Source organism: Paeniglutamicibacter sp. GQ140, from assembly GCF_059759235.1.
The window spans coordinates 13,821-38,283 of the sequence record NZ_JCAXDW010000006.1; the positions used below are offsets into that span (position 1 = coordinate 13,821).

Annotated in this window: 20 protein-coding genes and 1 riboswitch; of the genes, 15 read left to right on the forward strand and 5 right to left on the reverse strand. The window is 64.3% G+C overall.

The genetic code is table 11. The annotated features are described in order from the left end of the window. Positions 1-627: 627 nt before the first annotated feature. From AC6CHY_RS10130 to AC6CHY_RS10160, 7 genes are all read left to right on the forward strand, one after another. Positions 628-909, forward strand: coding sequence for a pyrophosphorylase (locus AC6CHY_RS10130; protein ID WP_071214649.1), 282 nt, complete (start codon positions 628-630; stop codon positions 907-909). A 147-nt stretch (positions 910-1,056) separates the two neighbouring features. Then, the gene (locus AC6CHY_RS10135; protein ID WP_498226626.1) at positions 1,057-6,537 is read left to right on the forward strand and encodes a DUF6531 domain-containing protein; all 5,481 of its coding nucleotides are present in this window, start codon (positions 1,057-1,059) and stop codon (positions 6,535-6,537) included. Between the two features lie 31 nt (positions 6,538-6,568). Continuing rightward, positions 6,569-7,351 carry a hypothetical protein gene (locus AC6CHY_RS10140; protein ID WP_498226627.1) on the forward strand — a complete coding sequence of 261 codons (783 nt, stop codon included), beginning with the start codon at positions 6,569-6,571 and terminating at the stop codon, positions 7,349-7,351. Positions 7,352-7,448: 97 nt separating this feature from the next. Further along, the gene (locus tag AC6CHY_RS10145; protein ID WP_498226628.1) at positions 7,449-8,252 is read left to right on the forward strand and encodes a hypothetical protein; all 804 of its coding nucleotides are present in this window, start codon (positions 7,449-7,451) and stop codon (positions 8,250-8,252) included. Further along, entirely contained in the window at positions 8,225-9,031 is an 807-nt protein-coding gene (locus AC6CHY_RS10150; protein ID WP_498226629.1) for a hypothetical protein, read from the forward strand. The genes AC6CHY_RS10145 and AC6CHY_RS10150 overlap by 28 nt, the downstream gene beginning before the upstream one ends. 954 nt (positions 9,032-9,985) lie before the next feature. Further along, entirely contained in the window at positions 9,986-11,179 is a 1,194-nt protein-coding gene (locus tag AC6CHY_RS10155) for an LPXTG cell wall anchor domain-containing protein (RefSeq protein ID WP_498226630.1), read from the forward strand. A 38-nt stretch (positions 11,180-11,217) separates the two neighbouring features. After that, positions 11,218-11,646 (forward strand): SRPBCC family protein, encoded by a 429-nt coding sequence (locus AC6CHY_RS10160; RefSeq protein WP_217388876.1) that lies wholly within the window; start codon positions 11,218-11,220, stop codon positions 11,644-11,646. 26 nt (positions 11,647-11,672) lie between these two features. Here the strand turns inward: AC6CHY_RS10160 and AC6CHY_RS10165 are convergent, their stop codons facing one another. After that, on the reverse strand, positions 11,673-12,110 hold the full coding sequence (locus AC6CHY_RS10165; RefSeq protein WP_336245083.1) for an Lrp/AsnC family transcriptional regulator: 438 nt from the start codon (positions 12,108-12,110) through the stop codon (positions 11,673-11,675). A gap of 205 nt (positions 12,111-12,315) precedes the next feature. Between AC6CHY_RS10165 and kynU the strand changes: the two genes are divergently transcribed. From kynU to AC6CHY_RS10180, 3 genes are all read left to right on the forward strand, one after another. Further along, positions 12,316-13,602 carry a kynureninase gene (kynU, locus tag AC6CHY_RS10170; protein ID WP_498226631.1) on the forward strand — a complete coding sequence of 429 codons (1,287 nt, stop codon included), beginning with the start codon at positions 12,316-12,318 and terminating at the stop codon, positions 13,600-13,602. Positions 13,603-13,800: 198 nt separating this feature from the next. Then, a complete protein-coding gene (locus AC6CHY_RS10175; RefSeq protein WP_498226632.1) occupies positions 13,801-15,141 on the forward strand; it encodes an amino acid permease in 1,341 nt (446 codons plus the stop codon). Positions 15,142-15,311: 170 nt separating this feature from the next. Further along, positions 15,312-15,938, forward strand: coding sequence for a thymidine kinase (locus AC6CHY_RS10180; protein WP_217388872.1), 627 nt, complete (start codon positions 15,312-15,314; stop codon positions 15,936-15,938). On the opposite strand, the gene AC6CHY_RS10185 is transcribed toward AC6CHY_RS10180, so the two are convergent. Then, on the reverse strand, positions 15,935-16,504 hold the full coding sequence (locus AC6CHY_RS10185) for a TetR family transcriptional regulator (protein WP_498226633.1): 570 nt from the start codon (positions 16,502-16,504) through the stop codon (positions 15,935-15,937). The two genes, AC6CHY_RS10180 and AC6CHY_RS10185, sit on opposite strands and share 4 nt — an antisense overlap. 182 nt (positions 16,505-16,686) lie before the next feature. On the opposite strand from AC6CHY_RS10185, the gene AC6CHY_RS10190 reads away from it, so the two are divergent. The 4 genes from AC6CHY_RS10190 (at position 16,687) to AC6CHY_RS10205 (ending at position 20,077) form a co-directional block, all read left to right on the forward strand. Beyond that, entirely contained in the window at positions 16,687-17,016 is a 330-nt protein-coding gene (locus AC6CHY_RS10190; protein ID WP_217388870.1) for a hypothetical protein, read from the forward strand. A 168-nt stretch (positions 17,017-17,184) separates the two neighbouring features. Then, positions 17,185-18,474, forward strand: a complete 1,290-nt coding sequence (locus tag AC6CHY_RS10195) for an adenylosuccinate synthase (RefSeq protein WP_217388869.1) — start codon at positions 17,185-17,187, stop codon at positions 18,472-18,474. A gap of 236 nt (positions 18,475-18,710) precedes the next feature. After that, the gene (locus AC6CHY_RS10200; protein ID WP_217388868.1) at positions 18,711-19,490 is read left to right on the forward strand and encodes a carbon-nitrogen hydrolase family protein; all 780 of its coding nucleotides are present in this window, start codon (positions 18,711-18,713) and stop codon (positions 19,488-19,490) included. A gap of 224 nt (positions 19,491-19,714) precedes the next feature. After that, entirely contained in the window at positions 19,715-20,077 is a 363-nt protein-coding gene (locus AC6CHY_RS10205) for a hypothetical protein (protein WP_498226634.1), read from the forward strand. A 145-nt stretch (positions 20,078-20,222) separates the two neighbouring features. On the opposite strand, the gene AC6CHY_RS10210 is transcribed toward AC6CHY_RS10205, so the two are convergent. Both AC6CHY_RS10210 and AC6CHY_RS10215 read right to left on the reverse strand, forming a co-directional pair. Next, positions 20,223-20,723, reverse strand: coding sequence for a CoA-binding protein (locus AC6CHY_RS10210; protein WP_217388866.1), 501 nt, complete (start codon positions 20,721-20,723; stop codon positions 20,223-20,225). After that, on the reverse strand, positions 20,723-22,096 hold the full coding sequence (locus AC6CHY_RS10215) for an O-acetylhomoserine aminocarboxypropyltransferase/cysteine synthase family protein (RefSeq protein WP_498226635.1): 1,374 nt from the start codon (positions 22,094-22,096) through the stop codon (positions 20,723-20,725). Before AC6CHY_RS10215 ends, AC6CHY_RS10210 begins: the two co-directional genes overlap by 1 nt. 114 nt (positions 22,097-22,210) lie before the next feature. Further along, a riboswitch (SAM riboswitch) is annotated at positions 22,211-22,305 on the reverse strand. 110 nt (positions 22,306-22,415) lie between these two features. Here AC6CHY_RS10215 and AC6CHY_RS10220 point away from each other — a divergent pair. After that, a complete protein-coding gene (locus AC6CHY_RS10220; protein WP_498226636.1) occupies positions 22,416-22,979 on the forward strand; it encodes a histidine phosphatase family protein in 564 nt (187 codons plus the stop codon). Between the two features lie 18 nt (positions 22,980-22,997). Here AC6CHY_RS10220 and AC6CHY_RS10225 read toward each other — a convergent pair whose 3' ends face one another. After that, positions 22,998-24,461 (reverse strand): ferredoxin reductase, encoded by a 1,464-nt coding sequence (locus tag AC6CHY_RS10225; RefSeq protein ID WP_498226750.1) that lies wholly within the window; start codon positions 24,459-24,461, stop codon positions 22,998-23,000. Positions 24,462-24,463: the final 2 nt, after the last annotated feature.

The window sequence follows — 24,463 nt, forward strand, 5'->3', positions numbered from 1 at the left end:
GGCGTGGCCTCCAAACGCGCCGCGGAGAGCGCCCTTTGGGGACCCGCTTCGGCTTCCTTGGAGCCGTCTAACTCATGTTGTTGGACTTTCCATGGATTGAGCATCTTTTCGGTGTATCCGTGCAGAATCCTTGGCTGGCCTCATGCGATCAGCCGCCCTGCCGGTTCAAGCGGCGAGTTTAAATCAGGTCTGAACAGCATAGATCGGGCCGACTTCCCGATTGCCAGGAGGCCCTGCGCAGCCCATTCGCGGCGGTGAGTGCCCGCGGCAATCCGGTGTCCAGTGGCTCTCGAATCTTATGGCTGCCACTGACACTGGCCGCGCTCGCGGGTAGGCGTTGATTCGAAACGAGGCGTCGGGTGGCCATATGGGCCATCGGCTACCCCGCGTTCAATGATGACTGCCATTTGTAAGCATCTTTTACCGAGTGCTTAAGGCCGTGCCTGATGTCCCCGTTGAGCAGCCGCATCCCGTGCCGCTGGCCGGAAGTCAAATTTCTAGCGAACACGAGAAATTTATGGGCTCATTACTTGGAACGCGGCATGTCATCTTGTTAGAGTTATTCTCGTTCGAGTCTCCTAGTAGCGCATTTGCGCGGGGACATCACCAAGATTCTTGGAGGATTTCATGTCGCGTGTCCTATCAACGGAGCAGGCAAAGACTGCCATTCAGCAGATTCAGGCGATCATCAACGGTGGCTTCACCGACCAGATCAGCCAGTTGGACGCCCAGGGACGGGTCCTGTCGGACCCGAACGTGTGGGATGGCCCCCTGGCTTCCCAGTTCCGCGGTTCAACGTGGCCCGAGACGAAGGCCGCTCTGGACAAGGCCCGCACCGAGCTGGAGCAGCTGCGTGGCCAGCTGAACCAGATCTCGACGAACATCTTCACCGCAGGCGGCGGCAACTAGCAGGTATTCGGTTCGCCCCCGTTGCCGCCGGCCGTGGTGCCGCCGTGGCGGCGGGGGCGTTTTCCATCCTTTACCGAGGTTTCGACGGTGCCTCGGATCGTTTTTCGGGACCTCCGGGCCCCATTGGTCTGATGAGGGAGTTTCTGCGTGGCCGATCTGGGTGTCTTTGAACATGACGTTGTGTTTGACAACGGGACGGCAGACGCATTGATTTCGGCGTTCAACCTCGCCGCATCCAAGATTGAGGGACAGTCAGGTTCCCGGTCCTCCCTGGTGGCGACGGCCGGAGCCGAGTTCCAGGGGCATTTCTCAAAGCTCTTTGCAGACAATGCACGCGTCGCGTCCGCGGACGCGAACGAGCTCGCGGCACGTTTGCGCGAGGCAGCCACCGGCGCCAATTCGCTGAAGGAAGAAGCCCGCAAGGAAAACGAACGCCGCCGGCTGGCCCGCGAATGGAAACAGCGCCGCGAAGAACGCCAAGACAACATCCTCCTCAAGGGATGGGACATGGTCTTCGGTGAGGAGGACCCTCCAGTCGGGCCGCCGGCACAGGAAGTGAGCATCCAGGCCTCGACCCCCGTGACCGGCGTGAGGCAAACGCCCGCCCCGGGCGGCGGTTCCAATGCCGGCGTCTCCGCTGCACGCCCCAGCGACTTGCGTTCCTTCGCCACGGGATCGGCGAACCTCAATAGTGAACTTGCCGGCAAGCCTGCATCATTGCGCAGCCACCTCGCGGACTTTGCCGCCCGCTGCAGCCATGGCTCGCTGAACGCCAGCGGTGTCGTCAACGGCTTCGACAAGTGGCTCGAGGCCAACGACCAGGACGTGGCGTGGGCCCTGACGATTGCCAACGCCTTCGCCGCCGCCGGCGGCGAAGGTAACGTCTCGCGGATCGCCGACTCGGCGCTGTTGGCCGCCCTCGCCGCCCAAGGGGTCGGCGCGACCCGCCAGGACATCGCCATCGATGCTGCTTTTGCCCTCGGCGCCCCTCCGACGACCGGCTACTCCAACGACCCGGTCAACACCTCCACCGGCAACTTCCTGGAAACCGAGGTGGACCTCGGATTCGCGGGTGCGGCGTCGTCACTGTCGGCCGCTCGCACATACAACTGCCTGGACGAGCGGGTCGGTTCCTTCGGGACAGGCTGGGCCTCGGTGTTTGACACCCGCCTCGAGCTGGAGGACGAGGGCGCCTGGATGGTGCTGGCCGATGGACGCCACCTGTGGTTCCCCCGCCTCGGCGAGGGTTGGGACCGGGCCGACGGGGAAAGCTCCTGGCTTAATCGCGAAACCCTGAATGACGAGGAGCTCGACAAATACGCGGCGGATTCCGCCGAGGTTCTCGTGGTGCGCGACAACGCCGGAGCCCGCTGGGTGTTCACCGCGGCCGGTACCTGGCTGTCTTCGGACACCGGCCCCGGGACCGCGCTGCTGGTGAGCCGGGATGACGAGGGCCGCATCGCCGAACTAAGGCACGAACGCGGTCGCTGGGTGCGCACCGAATTCGCGGGCGAGCGGATCGCCGTGCTTATGGCCTCGGACGGGCGCCGCGTGGAGTTCGAGTACGACGAGAACGGGCAGCTGCTCTCCGCCGCCGGGCCGGGCGGGGTGCGCAGCTACCGCTGGAACGACGCGGGCCTGATCGAGGCCGTCACCGACGCCGCCGGCGTCGAAGAGGCAGTCAACACCTATGACGAGCACGGACGGGTGCTCACCCAGGTCTCGGCCTTCGGCCGCGTGACCCGGTTCGCCTACCTGCCGGGCCGCCTGACGGTGGTGTCCGATGCGGACGGGACCCGTTCCAACGCCTGGATCGCCGATGCCCGGGGCCGCCTGGTGGGCGTCATTGACGCCAACGACGCGCGCCAGTCCATGAGCTATGACCGCTACGGCAACCTGGTCTCCGTCACCGAGCGCGACGGTGCCCTCACGGTGCACGCCTACGACCAGCGTGGCCGGAAGGTCCGCACCCGCACCCCGAGCGGTGCCGACATCACCTACGGCTATGACCACGCCGACCGGCCGGTGACCGTGGTGACCGAGTCCGGCGCCCTGGTGACCTACGAATATGCCGACGACTCCTCCCGCAACCCCTCCCTGGTCATCGACCCTGAGGGCGGCCGCACGCAGCTGCACTGGCGTGAGGGCCTGCTGGAGAAGATCGTCGACCCGGTCGGCGTGGCCGTGCGCTTCGGCCACGACGCACACGGCGACCTGGCGACCATCACCAATGCCTTCGGGAACACCGCGACGCTGCACCGCGATGCAGCGGGCAGGGTCACCGAGGCGGTGTCCCCCGGCGGTGCCCGGACCACCTACCTGTATGACGCAAACGGGCAGCTGCGCTCCCGCCGGGATGCCGACGGCGCCCTGTGGAAGTTCGAGTACGCCCCGGGCGGAGCCCTGGCCGTGGTCATCGACCCGCTCGGGTCCCGCACCGAGATGCACTACGGTTCCCACGGCCAGCTCACCGGCACCGTCGACCCGCTGGGACGGGCCGTCACGCGCAGCTTCGACGACCTGGGCAACGTGTCCGGCCTCGAGCTTCCCGACGGCGCCCGGTGGAGCTTCGTCCACGATGCGCTGGCCCGGCTGACGCAGGTCACCGACCCCGCGGGGCACGCCTGGTCGCGCGAGTACAACAAAAACGGCGAACTCACCGCGGTGGTGGACCCCACGGGCGTGCGCCAGCAGATTTCGGCCGACGCGGCCACGGGAACCGTCACGGTCCGGGACGCGTTCGAGCGCAGTAGCGTGCGCTGCGACGAGTTTGGCCGCCCCGTGGCCTCCGAGCGTGCCGACGGCAGCACAGAGCTGACCACCTACGACGCGTGCGGGCGCCCCGTGGAGCTGGTGAACGCCGACGGCGGGCTCACCCTGCTGCGCCGCGACGCCGCCGGCCGGGTCATCGAACACCGCTCACCGGGCGGGGCCGTCACCCGGTTCGAGTTCGACGCCGCCGGCCGCCCGGCCGCGAGCATCGACCCGACCGGTGCGCGCACCACCCTGGAATACGACGCCGAGTCCCGCGTCGTCGCCCGCGTCTTCCCGGGAGGGGAGACGGAGCGCCTGGCATACGACGCCGTCGGCCGCGTTGTCTCCCGCTACACCCCGGGGCGCGGCACCTCGCGCTTCGAGTACGACCTGGCCGGGCGCCTGGTCCGTGCCTTCGACTCGTCATTCGGGCGGCGCAGGTTCCGCTACGACGCGGCGGGGCAACTCATCGAGGCCGTCAACGGTCTGGGCGGCAAGACCCGCTACGAATACGATTCGCGCGGACGCCTGACCACGGTCACCGACCCGCTGGGTGCCACCACGCGCCGGGCCTACAACGAATCCGACCAGGTCGTCTCGGAAACGGATCCGCTGGGCCGGACGATCACCGCGGGCTTTGACGCGGCGGGGCGCCAGCTGTGGCAGTGCGACCCGGAGGGCCGGCGCACCGAGTGGACCTATGACGCGGCGGGGCGCCAGGTATCCCTGGGCGTAGACGGGCAGACGCTGATGCAGATCGGCCGCGATGCACGCTCCCGCACCGTGCGGATCGCCGACCTCACCCGGGAAGACGGTGTCGAGGTCGAGCAGCTGTTGCGCTTCAACCGCCGCGGACAGCTCATCGAGCGGCTGCGTGACGGGCGCGGCCCGTCATGGGAATACGACGCGGACGGAAACCGCACCGCAATGGTGGACCCGCAGGGGACGCGCACGGAGTTCGGGCATGACGCCGCCGGGCGCGTGGTTGTTGTCGAGCACCCGGTCCTCGGACGGATTTCCTACGAGCGCGATGCCGCCGGACGCCTGGTCGGTGCGGTCGCCAGCCATGCGGTGCAGAAATGGGACTATGCCGAGGGCGCGCTGGTGCGCCACTCGACGACCACCCTTGACGGCGTTGATGAGACGGTGGTTCGCCGGGACGGGAACGGGCGCATCGCCACCATCCTTGCCGACGGCATCGAAACCCGCTTCTTCTATGACGCCGCGTGCCAGCTGGAGCGTTCGGAGCGCGAAGACGGCGTGGTGTCCAGGTGGCGCTATGACCTGTCCGGCCGCTTGGTGGACGAAGCGGTTGAAGGGCTTGCCGCGGAGCTTGCCTACGACGCCGCGGGCCAGTTGCGTTCCCGCACCGACGCGGCCGGGACCAGCACGTATGCCTACGACGGGCTGGGTCGCCGGACCGAGACCGTGGAGCCAGATGGCTCGGTGCGGTCCTTTGAATGGTCCCCGCGCGGTTGGCTGTCCGCCGTGGCAACGGAGGGTTCATCCGGGGCATCCTCCCGCAGCGAGTTGTGGGTGGACGCGCTCGGCGAGTTGGCGGACGTAGACGGCGCCGAGGTGTGGTGGGATTCTGCGGAGGTTGCCCCCCGGGTGATGTCCGTCGGTGACCAGTCGGTGGTGGCCCTGCCCGGCGGCGTGACGGCGATTGGGGGTACGGTGCTCTCCGCCGGGTGGCGCAGTGCGCATCCGACGGAGGCGGGCAGCCCGTGGGGCATGGCATCGGACGCGCTCCCGGGCCTTCCTGCCGGGCTGGGCGTGGGTGCGTCCGGCGGGTTGCAGGTGGGCGGGATGGATTGGTTCGGCGCCCGGGCATATGACCCGATGACGCGCGGGTTCCTGTCGGTTGATCCGCTGGATCCGGTGGTGGGTTCCGGTTGGTCCGGAAACCCGTATTCCTATGCCGGCAACGATCCGCTGCACGCGATCGATCCCTTGGGTCTGCGTCCGGTCACCGAGGACGAACTGCAGGCGTACCGCGACGGCAACAACGGCGCCATGGCTGCGGCGGGCGACTGGTTTGTAGAGAACTGGGAATACGTCGTCGGTGGCGCAATGGTGGTCGCCGGCGGTGCGTTGATGTTCACCGGCGTCGGCGGGCCGGTCGGCATGGCGTTGATGGCCGGTGGTGCCGACGTCATAATCCAGAAGGCCACGACCGGGGACGTGAACTGGGCGCAAGCTGCTGCCTCAACGGTCCTCGGCGGGGTTGGTGGGGCCGCTCCGATGCTGCTGAAGGCTACGAGGGTCGGTGGCATGGCAACACAGGCCTCCATGCGGGTCGCTCCCACCGCGAACGTGGTCAAGTCTTTAGCGGTGAATATGGGTGTAAACGGCGGCGTTGGCGCGGTGGCCAGTTCGGGCGGCTACGGTGTAGCGCAGGCGATCAAGGGCGAGGAGATGACCGGCCGAGGATTGGCTGGGGCGTTCGTGGGCGGCTTCGTTGGCGGTGCCGCCGGGGGCCTCGCCGGACCTGCGGGAGGTTCGATAGCCGAGCGTCTGGGAAAACCAACTTCGTCGCTGTTTTCCACCCTCTCGTCGTCCGGGGTCAGTGCGGCCGCCAATGTCAGTGGCGTGGCCGCAACGAATCTTGTTGCCGGCGAAGACACCTCCTGGGGTGACCTGGCGGTGGCTGCGGGCGCAGGCGGGGTCATGCCGCTCATACGCCTGCCCGGGTCGGTGACACAGACCAATTTCGATGTACTGCGACGGCTCCCGTACCAGCAACCGCGAACGTTCCAGGGAACTTTCGTAAACTTGGGTCAGAGGAACACCACTGCACTGTGGGGTTCTGCCGGAATCGGTGGTGTCATCGGATCCACACTTGGTACGAGTTGGGATGTTGTGAGTGACTAAAAAACGCGCAGGGACAGCAAAATATGCACCCTTGAGCCGGTCAGATGTCATCGCGAGATGCATCGTGGTGCCGATTGTGCTCGCGGTGGCGGTGGTGGGACCGCTCATCGGCGGGCAGCGGGACATGGGCCTCTTGCTGGGTACCGTTGGTGGCTCGTTGGTCCTTGCCGCAACGTTGGCATTCGTGGCCGTTGGCGCACCGTTTACGTTGTTGGCCGCGCTTTTCCTTGCGCCGTACATCGTTTCTCGGTTTGTCCCCAACTTCTCCCCGGTCTTTCTGTCGTGGCTGCTTTGCACCTTTGTTGGTTGGGTCTTGGGCTCGATGTTGCGTTCCGAGTGGGATCGGCGCCGGGGCCGCGGGACGCCGGCAAAGGATCGTTCCCGGCAGGGAACGGGGAAATCCCTGGAGTGGCGCGTTGGCCGGAAGACCTTCCGCGAGGCCGGGTTCTCGGAGGCTGCCTTGGTTGCCAAGATCCAGTCTTTGGATGGTGACCGGCGCTCGCTGGTGAGTGCCGTCCGTGGCGAGGCCTGCCTCACCGTTGCAGGCAATGCGCAGGGCCCCCTGATGGTGTTCTACTCTGCCGACACCTCGGAGGAGGACAAGTGGAGCGTGTTGACATCGACCGGTAGCGATCCCGGACAGGTCGATGTGAAGATTGGACACATGTCGCTGGCGCATGAATCTTGGGAAATCACGACATTGGAGAAGGCGCTGGTTGCGGCGCGACACTTCCAGCGAACGGGCCGGGCTGATCCCCAAATGAAGTGGTTCAGTTCGCCGACGATTGCTGACTGGAGGACGTTGGCCTCATGATTTCCGGGGAACGCTGGCTGACGACCGTTGCGCTGGTGGCCGTGCCAGCGCCGCGAACAGGTGTCCTTGCGGTCGCTGCGGCCGTGGGCGGCACGGCATGTTGGTGAATTCAACCGTGGCGCGTAGTTCCTCAAAGAACGCTGATTTCGTCGGAATGGCGATGGCGGGGATCGGTGTCCTGAGTGGTGTCTTGCTCCCGGTTATCTGGTGGGACGCCAATGTTTCCATCGTCCTCATGGTTTTGTTGGTTGGCTTCGCCGCTGGCGCGGGTACGTTCATGTTCGCCAAAGGCAGGTTGCCAATCCTGCTTTTTTTCGTAGTCTTTTTTGGGGTTCTGCTGTGGTTCCGGAATATCCAAAGCATTCAGGGAGGAACCGGTGGCCTCGGCCTGACCTGGTTCACATGCGTAATTGCCGGAACCATTATTGGCGCCAATTTTCGACCTGACAAAAAGAAGAAGGCGAAGAAACTAGCCTCGGGTGCACTTCTGCTCACCGGGAACGACGGGAGAAAGTTGTTCGAGGATGACGCCCCGTCCGCAACTTCCCTCGTCGGGAGCGTGCGGTCCTTGGATGGCAAGAAACGGACGCTTGTCAGCGCGATGCGTGGCGGTGCGCGGATGGACTTCTGTGGGGGTGCGGAAGGCGCGATGGTTGTCTATTTCTCTCCCGACACATCGGATGACCGGCTGTGGAACATGATGACAACGCCAGGGTCCGAGCACGGCCAGACCGAGGTCGCGATCGGGGATTTGGAAGGTTCGTTCGAGAACTGGGAAACGACAACAGTGGAGCGTGCGATTGCCGCTGCGCGCCATTTTGCTTCCACGGGTCAAGCAGATCCGACACTGACGTGGTATGCCTCAGAGGACGTGTGCGAACGACGGCCATTGGCTTCGTGATGACCGGTCAGCGCCGGTTGACGCGAGTGGCCCCGGTGACGGCTCCCAGCCCGAAAAGATACCTTCTTGCCGTGGTTTCGGCCGTCGCGGGCCTGGCGATCCCCTTGATGGCTGGTCCGCCGCCGGTACTCGTCGTGCCCTTCTCGACATTGGTCTTGGTGCTGTCTTTCATGGCCAGCGCGCACCGGGACCCCCGAAAGCGAGTGATGGTCTATCCGCTGGTCTTCGCGTTCTCCGTTCCGCTGTTGCTTAATTTCGGGCCTGTCACCTGGGTGATCGCCGCGTTGGCCGGCTGCGCCTTCCTCGGAGCAACTCTTGGGCGCACCCGTCGGGCGGCCAAGCAAGGCCCAGAGGTTATTCCCGATCCGGCGACGGAACCCATGGACGTTCCTGGGACAACGGTGGCGAGTTGGGCAATCGGCACGGACCGCTTCGAGGAGCTCGATCCGACGGGGGAAAAGATCGATGCATTGTTGTCGCAGCTGGGAGAGAACTTTTCGATACTCACCCTGCGGCGAGGGTCAGCCCGACTGGACGCGGTTGGTTTCACAGCGGACGCCGTTGAAGTATATGAGACCGATGACGTCGACTCCGCCGCGTGGCATACCCTCATTGCTTCGCAACCAACGACGCAGGTAAACCACAAAATCACGCCCCAATCGCCAGGTCAGGCGGAGGGTGAGTCGTTGCGCCGCGCCCAATTGGCAGCACGATATTTCGCGGTAACGGGATCTCGCTCGCTCGATGTTGCCTGGTCGCATGGCTCCCGGCCGTCCTGATCCATGGCGGGAAACGAATCCAGTGATCAATGGACTGCCGCTCGTGAAATCGGCAAACGGAATGGTGCCCGTGGACGATGAAACGTGAATCGAACAATCGCCGGTACCCAAAGGGCGCTGACGCGATTCAATGGGGTGTAGCCGTCATTGGCCCGGTAGCGGCTGCCATATTGACGTTGGGAACGACTGGCCTGCCGGCCCTATCCATCGTTTTGCTCGCAGTGACGTTAGGGATTTTGTACGGTGCTACCGCCTTCTTTGTGTTGCCTCCGAATGCCGCCCGCGCTGTCTTGGTCCTTGGCTTCCTTGTGATTGGGGCAGTTCTCATTTCAGCGCAAAGCCCACTGGTCCTTGGGCTTCCGACATGGTTGCTCAGCGGAATCGCCGGTTCCATCATTGGCGCCCATGTCCGGTATCTCGCGGACCGCAAAAATACCGGTGGCACGGTGCCAGGCGGCTCATAGGCCTTCGCGTTCAAGAGTCGACCGGCAGCAAGCTGTCGCAGGACGCTGCGGAAAGCAGGGACGGCTCTCTAGATGAGGATTCGTGAATGGTGGTTTGATTCTCTCCGAATGCCCATCACAAAGACCTGAGACGTTTCCTCAGGACATTCGGTGCGCAAGCTGTCCGCCCGACGCTCTGGCCCGCAGGTCGAAGGCTTCATTCGCATAGAAGGAAACCACGAACCTGGAGGAAACAGAGGCAGCCGCGCGGCATTTTGATGCGACCGTTGGAGCCGACTCGAATCTGAGGGGTTTCAGCCGCGTGGGTGGGTTAGGGGCCGGGTAGCGGGGAATCCGATTCCAAATCGTGACTAGGCGAAACCCTGTCATTGCCATAGATTGATCTGACACGTGGCGCACCTTCCACGTTGACTGCAGGGCACGGGTCAAGGGGACGTCACGTGGCACCGGATCCTGTTTCCACCGCACCAATCTCTGGGACAGGACTGACATGGCACCTCGAATTCGTACTGCGTTGCTCGGAACGGTGATGGCCTCGGGCCTGATGCTTAGCCCCCTGGTGGCTCAAGCGCTGCCTCCTGAAGAAGGCGCCAACACCTCGATCGCACCCGCGCAGCTCGTATCGACGGCCGAATCGGCCCCTGATGCCGGTTCAGAGGCAGCCGCAAACGCAGGGGGAGTGCAGGTTAGCAGCCAGGAGCCGGCCGGTGCTCCCATGGCCGAGCCCACGGTTGGTGATGCCGACGCCGGCAGCACGGAGGCGGGACAAGCGCCGGTCGATGGGCAGCCTGTGCCGGAAGAATCGGCGGGAAATGATTCATCCACCACCGAAACGCAGGGCCCTGACCCGATCGGGGGAACCGAGCCAAACGACTCGTCGCTTGTGGAGAGCATGGAGCTGCCTGTGAAGGATGGCTCCGTCGCGGCGGACGATCCAGGGCAGGCAGATGCCGCGCCATCCGACTCCGACGCAACGGTCGACACGGACATCCGAGTCGTTGACCCGGGAACCACTCCAGAGGAAACCACGGACCAACGGGCCGCGGAGGAAACAAGTGCAAGCGAAGCCGTTGGTAAGACAGCCCCGCCACTGATGGACGAAGAACTTCCCGAGGAGCCAGACCTGCCGAACATTACGATGCCGGAAGGCTCCGAGACCTGGGACGAAAACCAGTGGAACGACTTCCTGGATTCCGACGAGGGCGCGGTTTTCATCGAAGAGTACGTCGAGGCGTTGATGGTGTGGCCCCCATTCCTTGAAATCGTTGATATCCTGACGGGCTTTATGGCCACTGGTGACGAAGCATACCTGGACGATTTGTGGGAGTACCTCAATGAGCTCTTCCCCGACAACCCCGAGTGGGCACAGGAAGCCTTTGACGGGATTCTGGCGGGCTTCGGCGAATGGGATTTCCCCGAATCGGAGTCGCCGGAGCCGACCACGCCGACGCAACAGCCAGAAGAGCGAGATATTGAAATCAAGCCCGCTGCGACCGTCACCAAGCCCGTGGTCCAGAATAAGCAAGTTGCCCAGGCAGTCGTCAAACCCCTTGTCGAATCCCAACGGCATGAACTGGCAAATACCGGCAGCAACGGCACCGTAGTCATGGGTGGTCTCGGGTTGGTACTACTGCTGGGCGGTACCTTGACCCTCGTGATGCGCAAGAGGCAAAAGGGTCTGTAGGCGTTTCATTTTGGGCTGCGGCGTGACACGATTCGGCTATGACACAGTTTCAGGCTTTGGATTCCCAGGAGCTGATTCACCTCTCGGTGCCGCGAGTGTGGGAACTGCTTACCGATTGGGTGGCCGCGCCCAAATGGATGCCCGGCGTTGATTCGATGGAGGCCGAGCAACTCACGAGCCTCGGGACAGTCCTGGACTACCGTTCCGGATTCCATGAACGTCAATTGGTGATTTCGGAATTGGTCGAGCAGAAGGCCATTACCCTGACTTCCGGCGGGGGAGACATCAGCGTGCACTACCGGTATGCGCTCGCCGGAGAATCAGCACAGACTCGGGTCCGGCTGACGATCAACGTCGAAGCGGCCAAGAAACTTCGAAAAGAGGTCGGGGACCTTCTGGCCGCTATTGCCGGCTCCGAGGCCGATACCTTGAAATCGTTGCGCGCCTATGCGGAAGCAGCCCCGTAGGTGCCCAAAGGCTTTCCCTGTGTTCGTCAGGCTTTTTTGGCGGGGGACAGGTGCTCAAAGACGATATTGGTTTGCGTGGACGAAAAGGCGGCATTCGCTCCGAGATTCTTGGCCACGAAATCCCTCAGTGACTCGATGGAATCGGTGACGACGTGAACCAAGATGTCCGGGGTTCCTCCAAGTACAAACACGTCCTGGACCTCCGGAAGCCCGCGCAGGGTGCGTGCGGATTCCAGCATGGAATCGCGGGAGTCGGAGCGGACCACCACGGACACCATGGCGGCGATGCGCAAGCCCAGTTTTGCCGGGTCCAGGTCCGCATGGAACCCGCGAATCACCCCGGACTCCTGGAGTGCGCGGACGCGACTCAGGCAGGTGGACGGGGCGACCCCCGCACGTGAGGCCAGAAGGTTATTGGGGATGCGCGCGTCGGTGCTGAGTTCGCGAAGTATCCGCAGATCCACTTCATCGAGCCGAACAGCATTTCGCTGGCTGTCATGATTCCTGATGGATTCAGAATTAAGCACGAAAAACTCCCATTATTTTGAGCACTTGTTCAAGGTCCTATCCAGTGCATCGTGAATAATTCTATGATGGGTTTTCCTCGCCGTGGCACGAATTCCGCGGCAGGGGAACGCCATTGATTCCCGAAAGGCCATAAATCCGATCATGAGAACACCCACCCACACGGATCGCGCAAGTCTCCAAGCGGAGGATGCGGTGGATGCACTGGCGTCTTTCCGTGGACGTTTTTCCATCCCGGAGGGCTTGATCTACCTTGACGGAAACTCGCTTGGCCCGCTGCCGCGCGGTGCCGCCGAACGGGCTGCCGAAGTCATCAACAACGAATGGGGCCAGGGCCTGATCCGCTCGTGGAACACCTCCGGTTGGTTTGAGCTCCCCAGCCGATTGGGCGACAAGCTTTCCAAGCTCATCGGCGGAAACGACGGCGAGACCGTCGTCACCGACACGACCAGCCTGAACCTGTTCAAAGCGCTCGCCTCGGCCGTGCGCATCCAGCAGCAGGATGCTCCGTCCCGCCGCGTCATCTTGACCGAGCGCGACAACTTCCCCACCGACATCTACATTGCCGAGGGCATCAGTGACTTCCTGAACTCGGTCAACGCCACAGCCAACGATCACTACGAAGTGCGCCTCATCGACGAGAACCTATCCCTGGAGCAGGCGCTGGATGACTCCGTCGCCGTACTAGCCTTGTCACACGTCAACTACCGAACCGGCGCCATGTGGGACATGGGTGCGGTCACCGCTGCCGCGCATCAATCCGGTGCCCTGGTCATCTGGGACCTCGCCCACGCCGCCGGCGCCGTCCCGGTGGACCTCAACGGTGCGAACGCCGACTATGCAGTTGGCTGCACCTACAAGTACCTCAACGGTGGACCTGGTTCTCCGGCCTTCATTTGGGTCAATGCCCGCCATCAGGGCCGTTTCTGGCAGCCCCTCACCGGGTGGTGGTCGCATGCCGCGCCATTCGCCATGGCCGACAGCTACACGGCCGCCAACGATGTTCGCCGTTTCCTGTGCGGCACCCAGCCCATCACATCCATGGCCATGATCGAATGCGGCCTGGACGTGTCGCTGGAGGCCGACATGGGCCTGGTTCGGGCCAAGTCACTCGCACTGTCCGACGTGTTCATCGCCCTGGTGCGCGAGCGCTGCGGGGAATTCGGGCTGGAGCTCGTGACGCCGGAAAACCATGCCGAACGCGGGAGCCATGTCAGCTTCCGCCACCCCGAGGGCTATGCCATCATCCAGGCATTGATTGACCGGGGCGTCATTGGCGACTACCGCGAGCCAGAGGTGCTGCGCTTCGGACTCACGCCGCTCTACCTTTCCTTCACCGATATCTGGGACGCAGTGGAAATCCTGCGCGACATCCTGGAAACCCGCGCCTGGGACGTCCCGGCCTACCGCACGCGTCAGGCTGTCACCTAAAGGGACAACTCCTTTACAAGTCTTCATGGTGGGCGGCCCACAGGCACTCGGACCGCCCACAGGTTTGTCGTACCCAAAAACTACTGCTCCGCTTCACTCGTACACAATGATTCGAGGTAATTCATGAGTTCGTCGTTGGATAGCATCAAGAAACGGGAAGCCGGGCTGTCCCGGCAGCTGACCTCCCGCCAACTGGGCATGATTGCCTTGGGCGGGGCCATCGGGACAGGCCTCTTTCTGGGCAGCAAATTTGCCATCTCCTTTGCCGGCCCAAGCGTCATCATCAGCTACGTCATCGGGGGCCTTATCGCCCTGCTTTTGATGGGCGCACTGTCGGAGATGACGGTTGCACACGCAACCACCGGATCCTTTGGTGCTTTTGCAGAGCACTACATCAGCCCCCTGGCGGGGTTCATGATCAAATACCTGTATTGGTCGTGCATCGTGCTGGCGGTGGGAACGGAAGTCACCGCGGTGGGGGATTACATGCAGATGTGGTTCCCGGCCGTCCCGCCGATCGTTTGGGTCCTCGGATTCTCTACGTTGCTCATCGCTGTCAACATGTTCAACGTCAAGGCATTCGGCACCCTCGAATACTGGTTCTCCGCAACCAAGGTCTTCGCCATTGTCGGGTTCATCGTTGTTGCCGCCGCACTGGTGTTCGGCGGCACAAATCCGGACTTCGGGATGCAAAACTACCACGCCGACGGCGGCTTCTTCCTTGGCGGTTTCAAGGGAGTGTGGTTCGCCGTGATTGTCGCGATCTTCTCGTACCTGAGCATCGAAATGATTGCCATCGCGGCCGGTGAAGCCAAGGAACCGGAAACGGCGGTCAAGAAGGCCTTCAAGGTCACCTTGCTGCGCCTCTTCCTTTTTTACATCCTGACCCTGTCTCTGATTCTCGCCATCGCGCCGGTAAGCAAGATATTGGAGGGCGGGAGCCCCTTTGTCACTGTCATGCAGGTCATCGGCATCCCATATGCCGATTCCATCCTGAATTTCGTGGTTATTGTTGCGGCGTTGTCGGCCATGAATTCGCAGCTCTACATTTCCACGCGCATGATGTTTTCGCTCTCGCGCGGTGGCCAAGCCCCGCGGGTTTTTGGAAAGGTGCGCAAGAACGGCGCCCCGGTGAACGCACTTCTGCTTTCGGCAGGAGGCATCGCCGTGGCGACGTTGATCTATGCGGCCAATCCGGAAACCGGATTCACCGTGATGATGGCCTTGTCAATGTTTGGCGCCATGGCCACCTGGATGCTGATCTTTGTCACCCATCTGTATTTCCGTCGCCACCATAAGCGCAGCGGCCAAAAGCTTGCCTACAGGCTTCCCTTCTATCCCCTGGGCTCGCTATTGGGGGCGTTGCTCATGGCGGCCCTGCTGGTCACCACGCTGTTTACCGACGAATTTACGATGACGCTTGTTTTTGGCGTCCCTTTCGCCCTTGTCGTCGGGGCGCTCTATTTTCTGCTGCGCAAACGCATGGTCCCTGTCGGGGAGGAGCGTCAGGACATGGCTCTCGTGGAGGACTTGGCATAACTCACAAGTAGATTTGCGTGCACGTTGAAAATGCCCGGCAGCGCCGGACGGTTCGTCCAAAGGACCGTTCGGCGAGGCCGGGCGCCTTCGTCGAAAGGGCAGGCGCCGGAAGGGGCAGGGGTTCGGTTGCGCATAGAATCGTCCACGGCGTCCAACTCGAAAGGAACGATGTGGCGAAGCTGTACTTCCGTTATGGGGCAATGAATTCCGGCAAGTCCACGGGTCTTCTCCAGACCGCATTCAACTATGAAGAGCGCGGGCAGCGGGTCCTTTTGGCGAAGCCGGGGATCGACACCAAGGGCGACGCGGCAATAGTTTCCCGGCTGGGAATGAGCCGCGACGTGGATTTCCTCATCCCGCCGTCAGCGAATGCCCGGGAGCTTTTTGCCACTAAAGTCGCCGGGGACGACCCGGATGCCCTGTTGCAGCACGTGGATGCGCCGCCGGTGGCGTGCCTGCTGGTCGACGAGGCCCAGTTCCTGACGCCGGAACAGGTCGATGACCTGTTCCGCATCGCCATCCTGGACAACGTCCCCGTGCTGGCCTACGGGATCCGCTCTGACTTCCGCACCCATGCTTTTCCCGGGTCGCGGCGCCTGCTGGAGATCGCGCACAGCCTTGAGGAACTCAAGACGATTTGCCGCTGCGGCAAGAAAGCGGTGTTCAACACCCGTCGCATCGGAAACGAGATCATCTTCGACGGAGACCAGGTGGCCATCGACGGTGACGAGGTCTGGTACGAATCCCTCTGTGGCGCCTGCTATCTGGACGCCTCCAACGGTCGCCTGGGCAACTAGGCGCTACTGTGCTCCAGGGCCATCCCTTGCAGGATCACCCGCACGCCGTAGTCGAAGGCCTCGTCACCCCAGGCCGTTGACGCCTCGGTGGGTTCGGCGCCGGCGGCCAGTGCCTGCGCCTCCTGATGGGCGCCGATCGACCCGAGCAGGTGGTTGACCAGAACGTGCCGGGCATAGGCCGCGTCGCTCTCGGGGACGCCCGCGATCCGCAGGAATTCCAAAAGCCAGCCCAGCGGGTCCAGGGACTCTGGGCGCATGGACTGGGCGAGCTGCATGACCTCGGCCGAGTCCGGAACCGCGATCAAGGCGGTGCGCAGCTGGCGCAGCAGCGCGGCAATGGCCATGGGCGCCAACGCCGGGGTGGGGGAATCGGGCCGGGGCACGGCGTCGAGGAGCCGGGCGGCAACATCCACGAGGAGTTCCTGCTTGGACTTCACGTGCCAGTACAACGCCCCGACCTGCACGTCGAGTTCCCGGGCCAGGCGGCGCATGGAGAGGTCGGCCAGGCCAAACTCCGAGAGCACGCCCACGGCGGCATCAATGAGTTGTTCACGCGTCAGGGCCATGGATCCCAGTCTAGGCGGCGCTTCTCGCAAGTATGAATATGCGCAAATACTCCGCGTCATCAATTCTGCGCCGGATGCTGCGACAGGTTCCCGCGAAAAGTCTTTTCGCCGATCACTCGACGCAAGGGGCAGTGGCGGGGTTTGATGGGGACATGAGTATGCAATTTCCTACACCCGAGGCCATGAAAGAGTTTCAGCGGCTCACCCGTGCCCTGCTTGGCGAGGGAGTTGCTGCCGGAAAGATGTTTGGCAAGGATGCCTTGAAGTACGAGGCCAAGGCCATCGCCTGCCTGCTCGAGGACACCATGGCATTCAAGGTGGGCCGCGAGAGCGAGGTCATGCTCGAGGCCCTGAAGCATCCCGGGGCCAAACTTTTCGACCCCTCGGGCCAGGGGCGGCCCTTCCGCGATTGGGTGTCGGTTCCGGAAAGCTCTATCGAGCATTGGGAAACGCTGGCCCGGGCCGCCTTGTCGGCCGCGATCGACGCAGAAGACCAGCCGCGGGAAGCATAAATCAACCCATTGATGCTGCATCGGGTAAACTCGTGACGTAAGAGCCCCTTACTGTTCTTCCTGATCCTGCTTGGGCCATTCGAAGAGCGAGGGGCATTTCTGCGCCCGGCACCGCCGGGACCCGGCATTTTTGCCGGCCGCGCTGAATCGAGCAAGGGGGAGGATCCCATGCCAGCAATCGTGATCGTCGGCGCCCAGTGGGGCGACGAAGGCAAAGGCAAGGCCACTGACCTATTGGGTGGCCAGGTTGACTACGTTGTAAAGCCAAACGGCGGCAACAACGCAGGTCATACAGTCGTCGTTGGCGGTGAAAAGTATGAGCTCAAGCTCCTTCCCGCCGGCATTCTTTCGCCAAATGCCATCCCGATCATCGGCAACGGCTGCGTGGTCAACCTCGAGGCGCTCTTCGAAGAAATCGAGGGCCTGCAGGCACGAGGTGCCGACACCTCCAAACTGCGCGTGTCGGCCAACGCGCACCTGGTGGCCCCGTACCACCAGACCATGGACAAGGTCACCGAACGCTTCCTGGGCAAGCGTGCCATCGGCACCACCGGGCGCGGCATTGGCCCTGCCTACATGGACAAGATCGGTCGCCTGGGCATTCGCGTGCAGGACGTCTTCGACGAATCCATCCTGCGCCAAAAGGTCGAGGGCGCCCTGCGCCAGAAGAACGAGCTGCTGGTCAAGGTCTACAACCGCCGCAGCGTCGAGATCGAGGAAATCGTCGAGTATTTCCTCTCCTACGCCGAGCGCCTGCGTCCGCTGGTGATCGATGCGACCCTCGAGCTGAACAACGCGCTGGACGCCGGGAAGGTCGTGCTCATGGAGGGCGGCCAGGCCACGTTCCTGGACGTGGACCACGGCACCTACCCGTTCGTGACGTCCTCTAACCCGACCGCCGGCGGTGCGTCGGTCGGCTCGGGCATTGGCCCGACCCGCATCAGCCGCTCGATCGGCATCATCAAGGCCTACACCACCCGCGTGGGCGCAGGTCCGTTCCCCACCGAACTGTTCGATGAGATGGGTGAATACCTGCAGAAGACCGGCGGCGAGTTCGGCGTGAACACCGGCCGCCCGCGTCGCTGCGGCTGGTACGACGCGGTCCTGGCCCGCCACGCCTCGCGCGTGAACGGCTTCACCGACTACTTCGTCACCAAGCTCGACGTGCTGACGAACATCGAGAAGATCCCGGTGTGCGTGGCCTACGACGTGGACGGGGTGCGCCACGACGAAATGCCGATGACGCAGACCGATTTCCACCACGCCAAGCCGATCTTCGAGTATTTCGAGGGCTGGACTGAGGACATCACCGGAGCCCGCACGCTCGATGACCTGCCGAAGAACGCCCGCGACTACGTGTTGGCGCTTGAGGCCATGAGCGGCACCCGCTTCTCCGCCATCGGCGTGGGACCGGACCGCGAGCAGACGATCGTCCGCCACGACTTGATCAACGACTAAGTCCGGGCACGCGCGAGGGCGCGGTGCGGGCCGGGTTCATTTGAACCGGCCGGTGCCGCGCCCTCGCCGTATCCCCGGCATCCTGCCGTACCCGCGGCGGAAGGACGCGCAGCCTCCCTTGCGTGTGCCTTCCCGTCACATTGTTCGGGCCGGGGCCAAAATAGGTGCAGCCGATCCACCGGATGGGTGATTGTCGCTAGGCTGGGTGAAAGCACTCCGCGACGAAGGGAATCGCCATGAAGGTCAGCGTTGGTCAATTTGCCCCCACCGGGTCGGTCGCCGACAACTTGGAAACCATGGAACGACTGGTTGCCAAGGCGAAGGCCGAAGACGCCGACCTGGTGCTGTTTCCCGAAGAGGCCATGCTCGCCGTTTCCCAGGTGACTGGTCCGCTGAACGCCGCCATCGAAGGGAACTGGACGAAGTTCGTCCAGCAGCTCTCCTTCATGGCAGCGGAGCACAAGGTTGCCATCGTGGCCGGCGGCTATGAGCAGAGCGGCGACGAACGGCCCTACAACACGCTGGCGGTGCTGGGGGACGACGGGAAGATCCTGGGCACCTACCGCAAGATCCACCTCTACGACGCCTTCTCCTACCAGGAATCCAAGTCGATCAAGGCCGGGGACGTCGCCGAGGTCCCCGTGTTCGAGATCGCCGGCATGAAGGTCGGGGTGTTCACCTGCTACGACCTGCGCTTCCCGGAAATTGCCCGGAGGCTGGTCAACGAGGGTGCCGAGCTGTTGCTGGTGGCCGCCGCCTGGTTCAAGGGCGAGCACAAGATCGAGCACTGGGAAACGCTGCTGCGAGCCCGCGCGATCGAGAACACGGTCTGGGTCGCGGCCGCCGGAACCAGCTCGAGCCACACCATCGGGCACTCAGCGATCCTGGACCCCATGGGCGTGCCCATCGAGTACCTGGGCGACGACGCCGAGGGCCTGGTGACGACCGACGTCACCCGCCGGCGCATCGACGAGGTGCGCGAGTTCCTGCCCGTGCTGGCCAACCGCCGGCTGTAACAAGGCACTGCCCGGGGAACCCGTGCCGCCGCCGTCCAGGTGCCCGCACGGGTTCCCTTTTGCCTTCCCCCGGGGCCGGCGGATCGGCGCAAGCGAGGCGCCTGTATTAGACCAACGAATTTCACATTTTCCGGCATGTACGCTTCGGGCTCCGCCCACTACTATTGGTGCTCGATGTAACTCCAATTAGGCAGGACAGGGCAGTGGGCAATACCGATACACAAATGAATGAAGCCATCATCGAGGAATGGGCCGAGGCAACGGCGCAGGCCTACAACGACTCATTGTCCGGCCTGGACCTGGCCCGTGTGCCGAAGGCGGTGCGGGCCTTCATTGAACTGTATGGGCAGAGCAAGGACATGACCTTCAACTCCGACTACTCGCCGATCGACTACTTCGAGGAACACCCTGCCTCGGCGATCGGAATCATCCTCGACACCCCCGAGGCCCTGGAGTTGCTGGACGACGACGAGGAGGAGGCGCTCGAGGACATCCTCGGGTTTGCCGAGGCCTGGGCCGAGTTCGATTCGAACCAGCAGCCGGACCTTGGGATCTCCGAGGCCGACGACGACGACACCGAGTGGTAAAGACAGCCATGGCCCGCCGCTGAGCGTCGGGCCGGCACCGGAGACCGGGCGGGAGATCCCGCGGGTTCCCGCCGACGACGAAGGGTCCGTTCCCGAAACCACTTGGTTTCGGGAACGGACCCTTGTTCTTGCGCCGCCGGTCCTGCTAGGCGAGCAGCTGGCGCTTGGAGGAAATGACGCCGGTGTTGAAGCCGGCCAGGCGCAGCCCGCCGTGGAAGCGGGCGTGCTCGATCTTCACGCAGCGGTCCATCACCACGTTCAGGCCGTTGGCCTCGGCCTTGGCCGCGACCTCCTCGTGCCAGGAACCCAGCTGCAGCCACAGGGTCTTGGCGCCGACGGCGATCGACTCGTCCAGGACACCGGGCAGGTCGTCGTGCTTGCGGAAGACCTCCACCAGGTCCGGGGTCTCCGGCAGGTCCGCCAGCGACTTGTAGACCGGCTGGCCCAGGATCTCATCGAGCACCGGGTTCACGAAGTAGACCTTGTACTTGGAGGAGGACAGCAGGTAGGTCGCCACGAAGTAGCTGGCGCGCGAGGGCTTGTTGGAGGCGCCCACGATCGCGATCGACTTGGTGTTGCGCAGGATCTCGAGGCGTTCGGCCGCGTTCGGGCCTTCCCAGGTGCGGATCTGGACTGCGTTGCTCATTACTTGGCTCCCGTCACGGCGGCCGCGCGGGCGGCGTCGATGGAGCAGGCCGCCCCGTCGTAGCTTTCCCCGGCGGGGGCATCTGCCACCTGCTGCGAGGCGGTCAGCGCCTGGTCCAGGTCCCAGAGGATGTCCTCGAGGTCCTCCAGGCCCACCGAGAAGCGGATCAGGTCCTCCGGCACGCCGGCGGCAACCAGCTGCTCGGCGGAGAGCTGCTGGTGGGTGGTGGAAGCGGGGTGCAGCACCAGGGTGCGCACGTCGCCGATGTTGGCCAGGTGGCTGGCCAGCTGCAGCGCCTCGATGAAGGCGGTGCCGGCGGCGCGGCCGCCCTTGACGCCAAAGCTGAACACCGAGCCGACGCCCAGGGGCAGCAGCTCCTTGGCGCGCTCATGGTGCGGGTGCGAGGGCAGCCCGGCATAGTTCACGTAGCTGATGCGCTCATCGGCCTCGAGCCATTCGGCCACGGCCTTGGCATTGGAAAGGTGCGAGTCCATGCGCTGGGGCAGGGTCTCGACTCCCTGCAGCAGCTGGAAGGCCGACTGGGCCGGGAGCGCCGGGCCGATGTCGCGCAGCTGCTCGGAACGCAGCTTGGTCAGGAAGCCGTACTCGCCGAAGTTGTCCCACCAGGAGACGTTGCCGTAGGAGGCCACCGGCTCGGTCATCGCGGGGAACTTGCCGTTGCCCCAGTTGAACGTGCCGGCCTCCACGACGACCCCGCCCAGGGTGGTGCCGTGTCCGCCGAGGAACTTGGTGGCGGAGTGGATCACGATGTCGGCGCCGTGTTCGATGGGGCGCAGGAGGTACGGGGGAGTCAGCGTCGAGTCGACCACCAGCGGGAGGCCCGCGGCGTGGGCGACCTCGGCCAGGCCCTTGAGGTCGGCGATGTCGCCCGAGGGGTTGGCCACGACCTCGGTGTACACGGCCTTGGTGTTCTCCTGGATGGCGGCGGCGAACTCGGCCGGATCCGTGGAGTCGATGAATGTCGTCGAGACCCCGAAGCGGCGCAGGGTCACGTCCAGCTGCGTGATGGTGCCGCCGTAGAGCTTGGAGGAGGCCACGATGTGGTCCCCGGCCCCGGCCAGCGCGGCGAAGGTGATGAACTCGGCGGCCATGCCCGAGCCGGTGGCCACCGCGCCGATGCCGCCCTCGAGGGACGCAATGCGCTCCTCGAATGCGGCCACCGTGGGGTTGCCGATGCGCGAGTAGATGTTGCCGTACTTCTGCAGCGCAAAGAGGTTGGCTGCGTCGTCGGAATCTTTGAAGACAAACGAGGTGGTCTGGTAGATCGGAACGGCGCGCGAGCCGTGCTCGGCGTCGGGGGTGCCGCCGGCGTGCAGCGCACGCGTGCGGAATCCAAATTGGTGTTCGGCCATGGTGGCTTGCGACTCCTTGTCGACTGGTTCTTCGGCCCCGCGCATGCGTGGGGCCATCGCGGCAGGAATCCCGGGATCAATGTCGCTTACCCGTCCGGGTTCGGGCGGAAAGCAGCTCCATCGTTTCTGGCGGTAGCACCGTAACCACCGGCTGTGGCAGGTTGCTGCGGCGTCATCAAACCAGATCTCTCGGCCGCTCGGGATGGTTGTAACAGTCTCTCAATATGTCCGATTGTGACCCAAGTTTGAGTCCTTACGTTGCGCGAGGCACAGCCCGCGCGATTCCCGGCCGCCGCCGCGCAGCGCCTATGCTCGAGCCATGGACACCGCGCTGGCACTGGTACGACACGGGCAAACCGACTGGAACCTCGCCGGGCGCCTGCAGGGGCGCACCGACATCGAACTCAACGGGACGGGCCGCGAACAGGCGCGCGGGGTTGGACGGAAACTTCGGGGCCAGGGCTGGGACCTGGTGCTCGGCTCGCCGCTTTCCCGTGCCGCCCGGACCGCGCAGTTGATCGCCGAGGAGCTTCAGGCCGAAACCGGCGACCCGGTGCCCGAGGTGATCGAGCGCGGCTTTGGCCCGCTCGAGGGCCGGATCATGGCCGAGATTCCCGACGCGGAGGCCAGGCTGCTGGCGGAGCGGACCGAGGACAGGCAGGACGTGCTGCACCGTGCGGTGCCGGCCCTGCAGCGGCTTCTCGAGGCGAATCCCGGGCGCCGCATCCTGGTTGTCAGCCACGGCGCCACGATGCGGATCGTGCGCGACGCGCTCCCCGGCGAACCGTTGGGCACCAAGGTGGAAAACGGGGAAGTGGTCCACATCGATCCGACGCGGCTGGCGGAACTCGTGCGGGAACTGGCGCCGGCGATCGCGCGCTGAGCCTGCCCGGCCCCCCGGCTAGGCGTCGATCACCAGGTCCGTCCGCGCGGTCGAGCAGCACGGCAGGAACTTTCCGGCCTCGATTTCCCGTGCCCGGATCCCGCCCTGGTGGTTCATCTCGACGTCCCCGGAGAGCTTGACGATCTTGCAGGAGCCGCACATGCCTTCCTGGCAGTTCGCGCCGATCCTGACACCCGCCCGTTTGGCCGCGCCGAGGATCTTTTCCTCGGGATTGATCAGGACATTGATGCCCGTGCGAACAAAGGACAGGGTGAGGCTTCCGGTGCCGACGGTGTCGAACGAAGAGGCGTCGGGGGCGGAGGGGTCCGCTGTTTCCTCGGGCTCTGCCTCGGTGGCCGGAACCTCGGAATCGACGGGTTCTGGTGCGGCAAAGTCGGGGTTGGCCGCCTCGAGCGGCATTCCAGTGGCCTCCAGGGTTCCCTCGTCGTCGTAGGCCGGTTCGTAGAGACCGAGCGCGCTGGGCTGGCTTTCGTAGTAGTCCTCCGCGGAATCGGCGATTTCCTCGGCGATTTCTTCGGCGATCTCTCCGGCCAGGGCGACTTCGGCCTCGTATTCCAGGATGGTCTGGCGGTCTCCGGAGAAGAATTCCATGTGGATGGAGGTGTCGTCGACGCCGACCGCGGCGAGCAGTTCGGACACGTTGTTCAGGTAGCCCTCGGGGCCGCAGGCGTAGACCTGGCGTCCGTTGGCGTCGGGCGCCACCTCGTCGAGCATCGCGGTGGACAGCCGTCCGGTGAGGCCTTCCCAGTCCTCGGGTACCTGGCGGTCGCCCAGGGAGAAGTGGACGGCGACGCGGGAGTCCACGGTGGCGATGTAGCCCAATTCCTGGTGGAAGGCGAAGCCCCCGGGTTCGGCCCCGTGGTACAGCACCACCACGTCGGCCTGTCCGGGCAGTGAGTGGATGGTCCGCAGCATGGACATGATGGGGGTGATTCCGGCTCCCGCGGCCAGCAGGAGGTAGCGTGCCCGCCGGTCGGCGTCGGGCAGGTGAAAGGCGCCGACGGGCCCGAGCATCTCGAGCACCGTGCCGGGTCCGATGTTTTCGTGCACCCAGGGCGAGACCCGGCCCTTGGGATCGCGCTTCACCGTGATGTCGAAGGTCCACGGTTTCGTGGGCGAACTGGACAAGGAGTAGCTGCGGTCCATCGGGTCCCCGCCCTCGCCGTTCACGGGGAAGGCGATGTTCACGTATTGGCCCGGACGGAACGCCAGGGGCGCGCCGTCGGCGCGGCGGAACACGAAGGTCAGCATGCCCCCGACCTCGGGAACAATCTCGACGCATTCGGCCAGGAACTCCTGCGGATGCCAGGGGCCCAGTGCGCGGGCGGCACTGGCAGGTCCCTCGGTGCTGCCCAGCACCCGGTTCCACGGCATTTCCAGGCCGCGAATGCGCTGTGGCTCCTGATGGGGCGCGGTAATGGTCGTGGTGGTGGGCTCGCTCACGGTCGTAGGCTCGGTCATGG

Coding starts and splice junctions, on each gene's coding strand:
- AC6CHY_RS10185 (WP_498226633.1), bottom strand. CDS start 16,504: ATGGCCCTGACGCGTGAACAACTCATTGATGCCGCCGTGGGCGTGCTC.
- AC6CHY_RS10215 (WP_498226635.1), bottom strand. CDS start 22,096: ATGGCCGAACACCAATTTGGATTCCGCACGCGTGCGCTGCACGCCGGC.
- AC6CHY_RS10175 (WP_498226632.1), top strand. CDS start 13,801: ATGATTGCCTTGGGCGGGGCCATCGGGACAGGCCTCTTTCTGGGCAGC.
- AC6CHY_RS10220 (WP_498226636.1), top strand. CDS start 22,416: ATGGACACCGCGCTGGCACTGGTACGACACGGGCAAACCGACTGGAAC.
- AC6CHY_RS10210 (WP_217388866.1), bottom strand. CDS start 20,723: ATGAGCAACGCAGTCCAGATCCGCACCTGGGAAGGCCCGAACGCGGCC.
- AC6CHY_RS10130 (WP_071214649.1), top strand. CDS start 628: ATGTCGCGTGTCCTATCAACGGAGCAGGCAAAGACTGCCATTCAGCAG.
- kynU (WP_498226631.1), top strand. CDS start 12,316: ATGAGAACACCCACCCACACGGATCGCGCAAGTCTCCAAGCGGAGGAT.
- AC6CHY_RS10160 (WP_217388876.1), top strand. CDS start 11,218: ATGACACAGTTTCAGGCTTTGGATTCCCAGGAGCTGATTCACCTCTCG.
- AC6CHY_RS10200 (WP_217388868.1), top strand. CDS start 18,711: ATGAAGGTCAGCGTTGGTCAATTTGCCCCCACCGGGTCGGTCGCCGAC.
- AC6CHY_RS10155 (WP_498226630.1), top strand. CDS start 9,986: ATGGCACCTCGAATTCGTACTGCGTTGCTCGGAACGGTGATGGCCTCG.
- AC6CHY_RS10145 (WP_498226628.1), top strand. CDS start 7,449: ATGTTGGTGAATTCAACCGTGGCGCGTAGTTCCTCAAAGAACGCTGAT.
- AC6CHY_RS10225 (WP_498226750.1), bottom strand. CDS start 24,461: ATGACCGAGCCTACGACCGTGAGCGAGCCCACCACCACGACCATTACC.
- AC6CHY_RS10190 (WP_217388870.1), top strand. CDS start 16,687: ATGAAAGAGTTTCAGCGGCTCACCCGTGCCCTGCTTGGCGAGGGAGTT.
- AC6CHY_RS10205 (WP_498226634.1), top strand. CDS start 19,715: ATGAATGAAGCCATCATCGAGGAATGGGCCGAGGCAACGGCGCAGGCC.
- AC6CHY_RS10195 (WP_217388869.1), top strand. CDS start 17,185: ATGCCAGCAATCGTGATCGTCGGCGCCCAGTGGGGCGACGAAGGCAAA.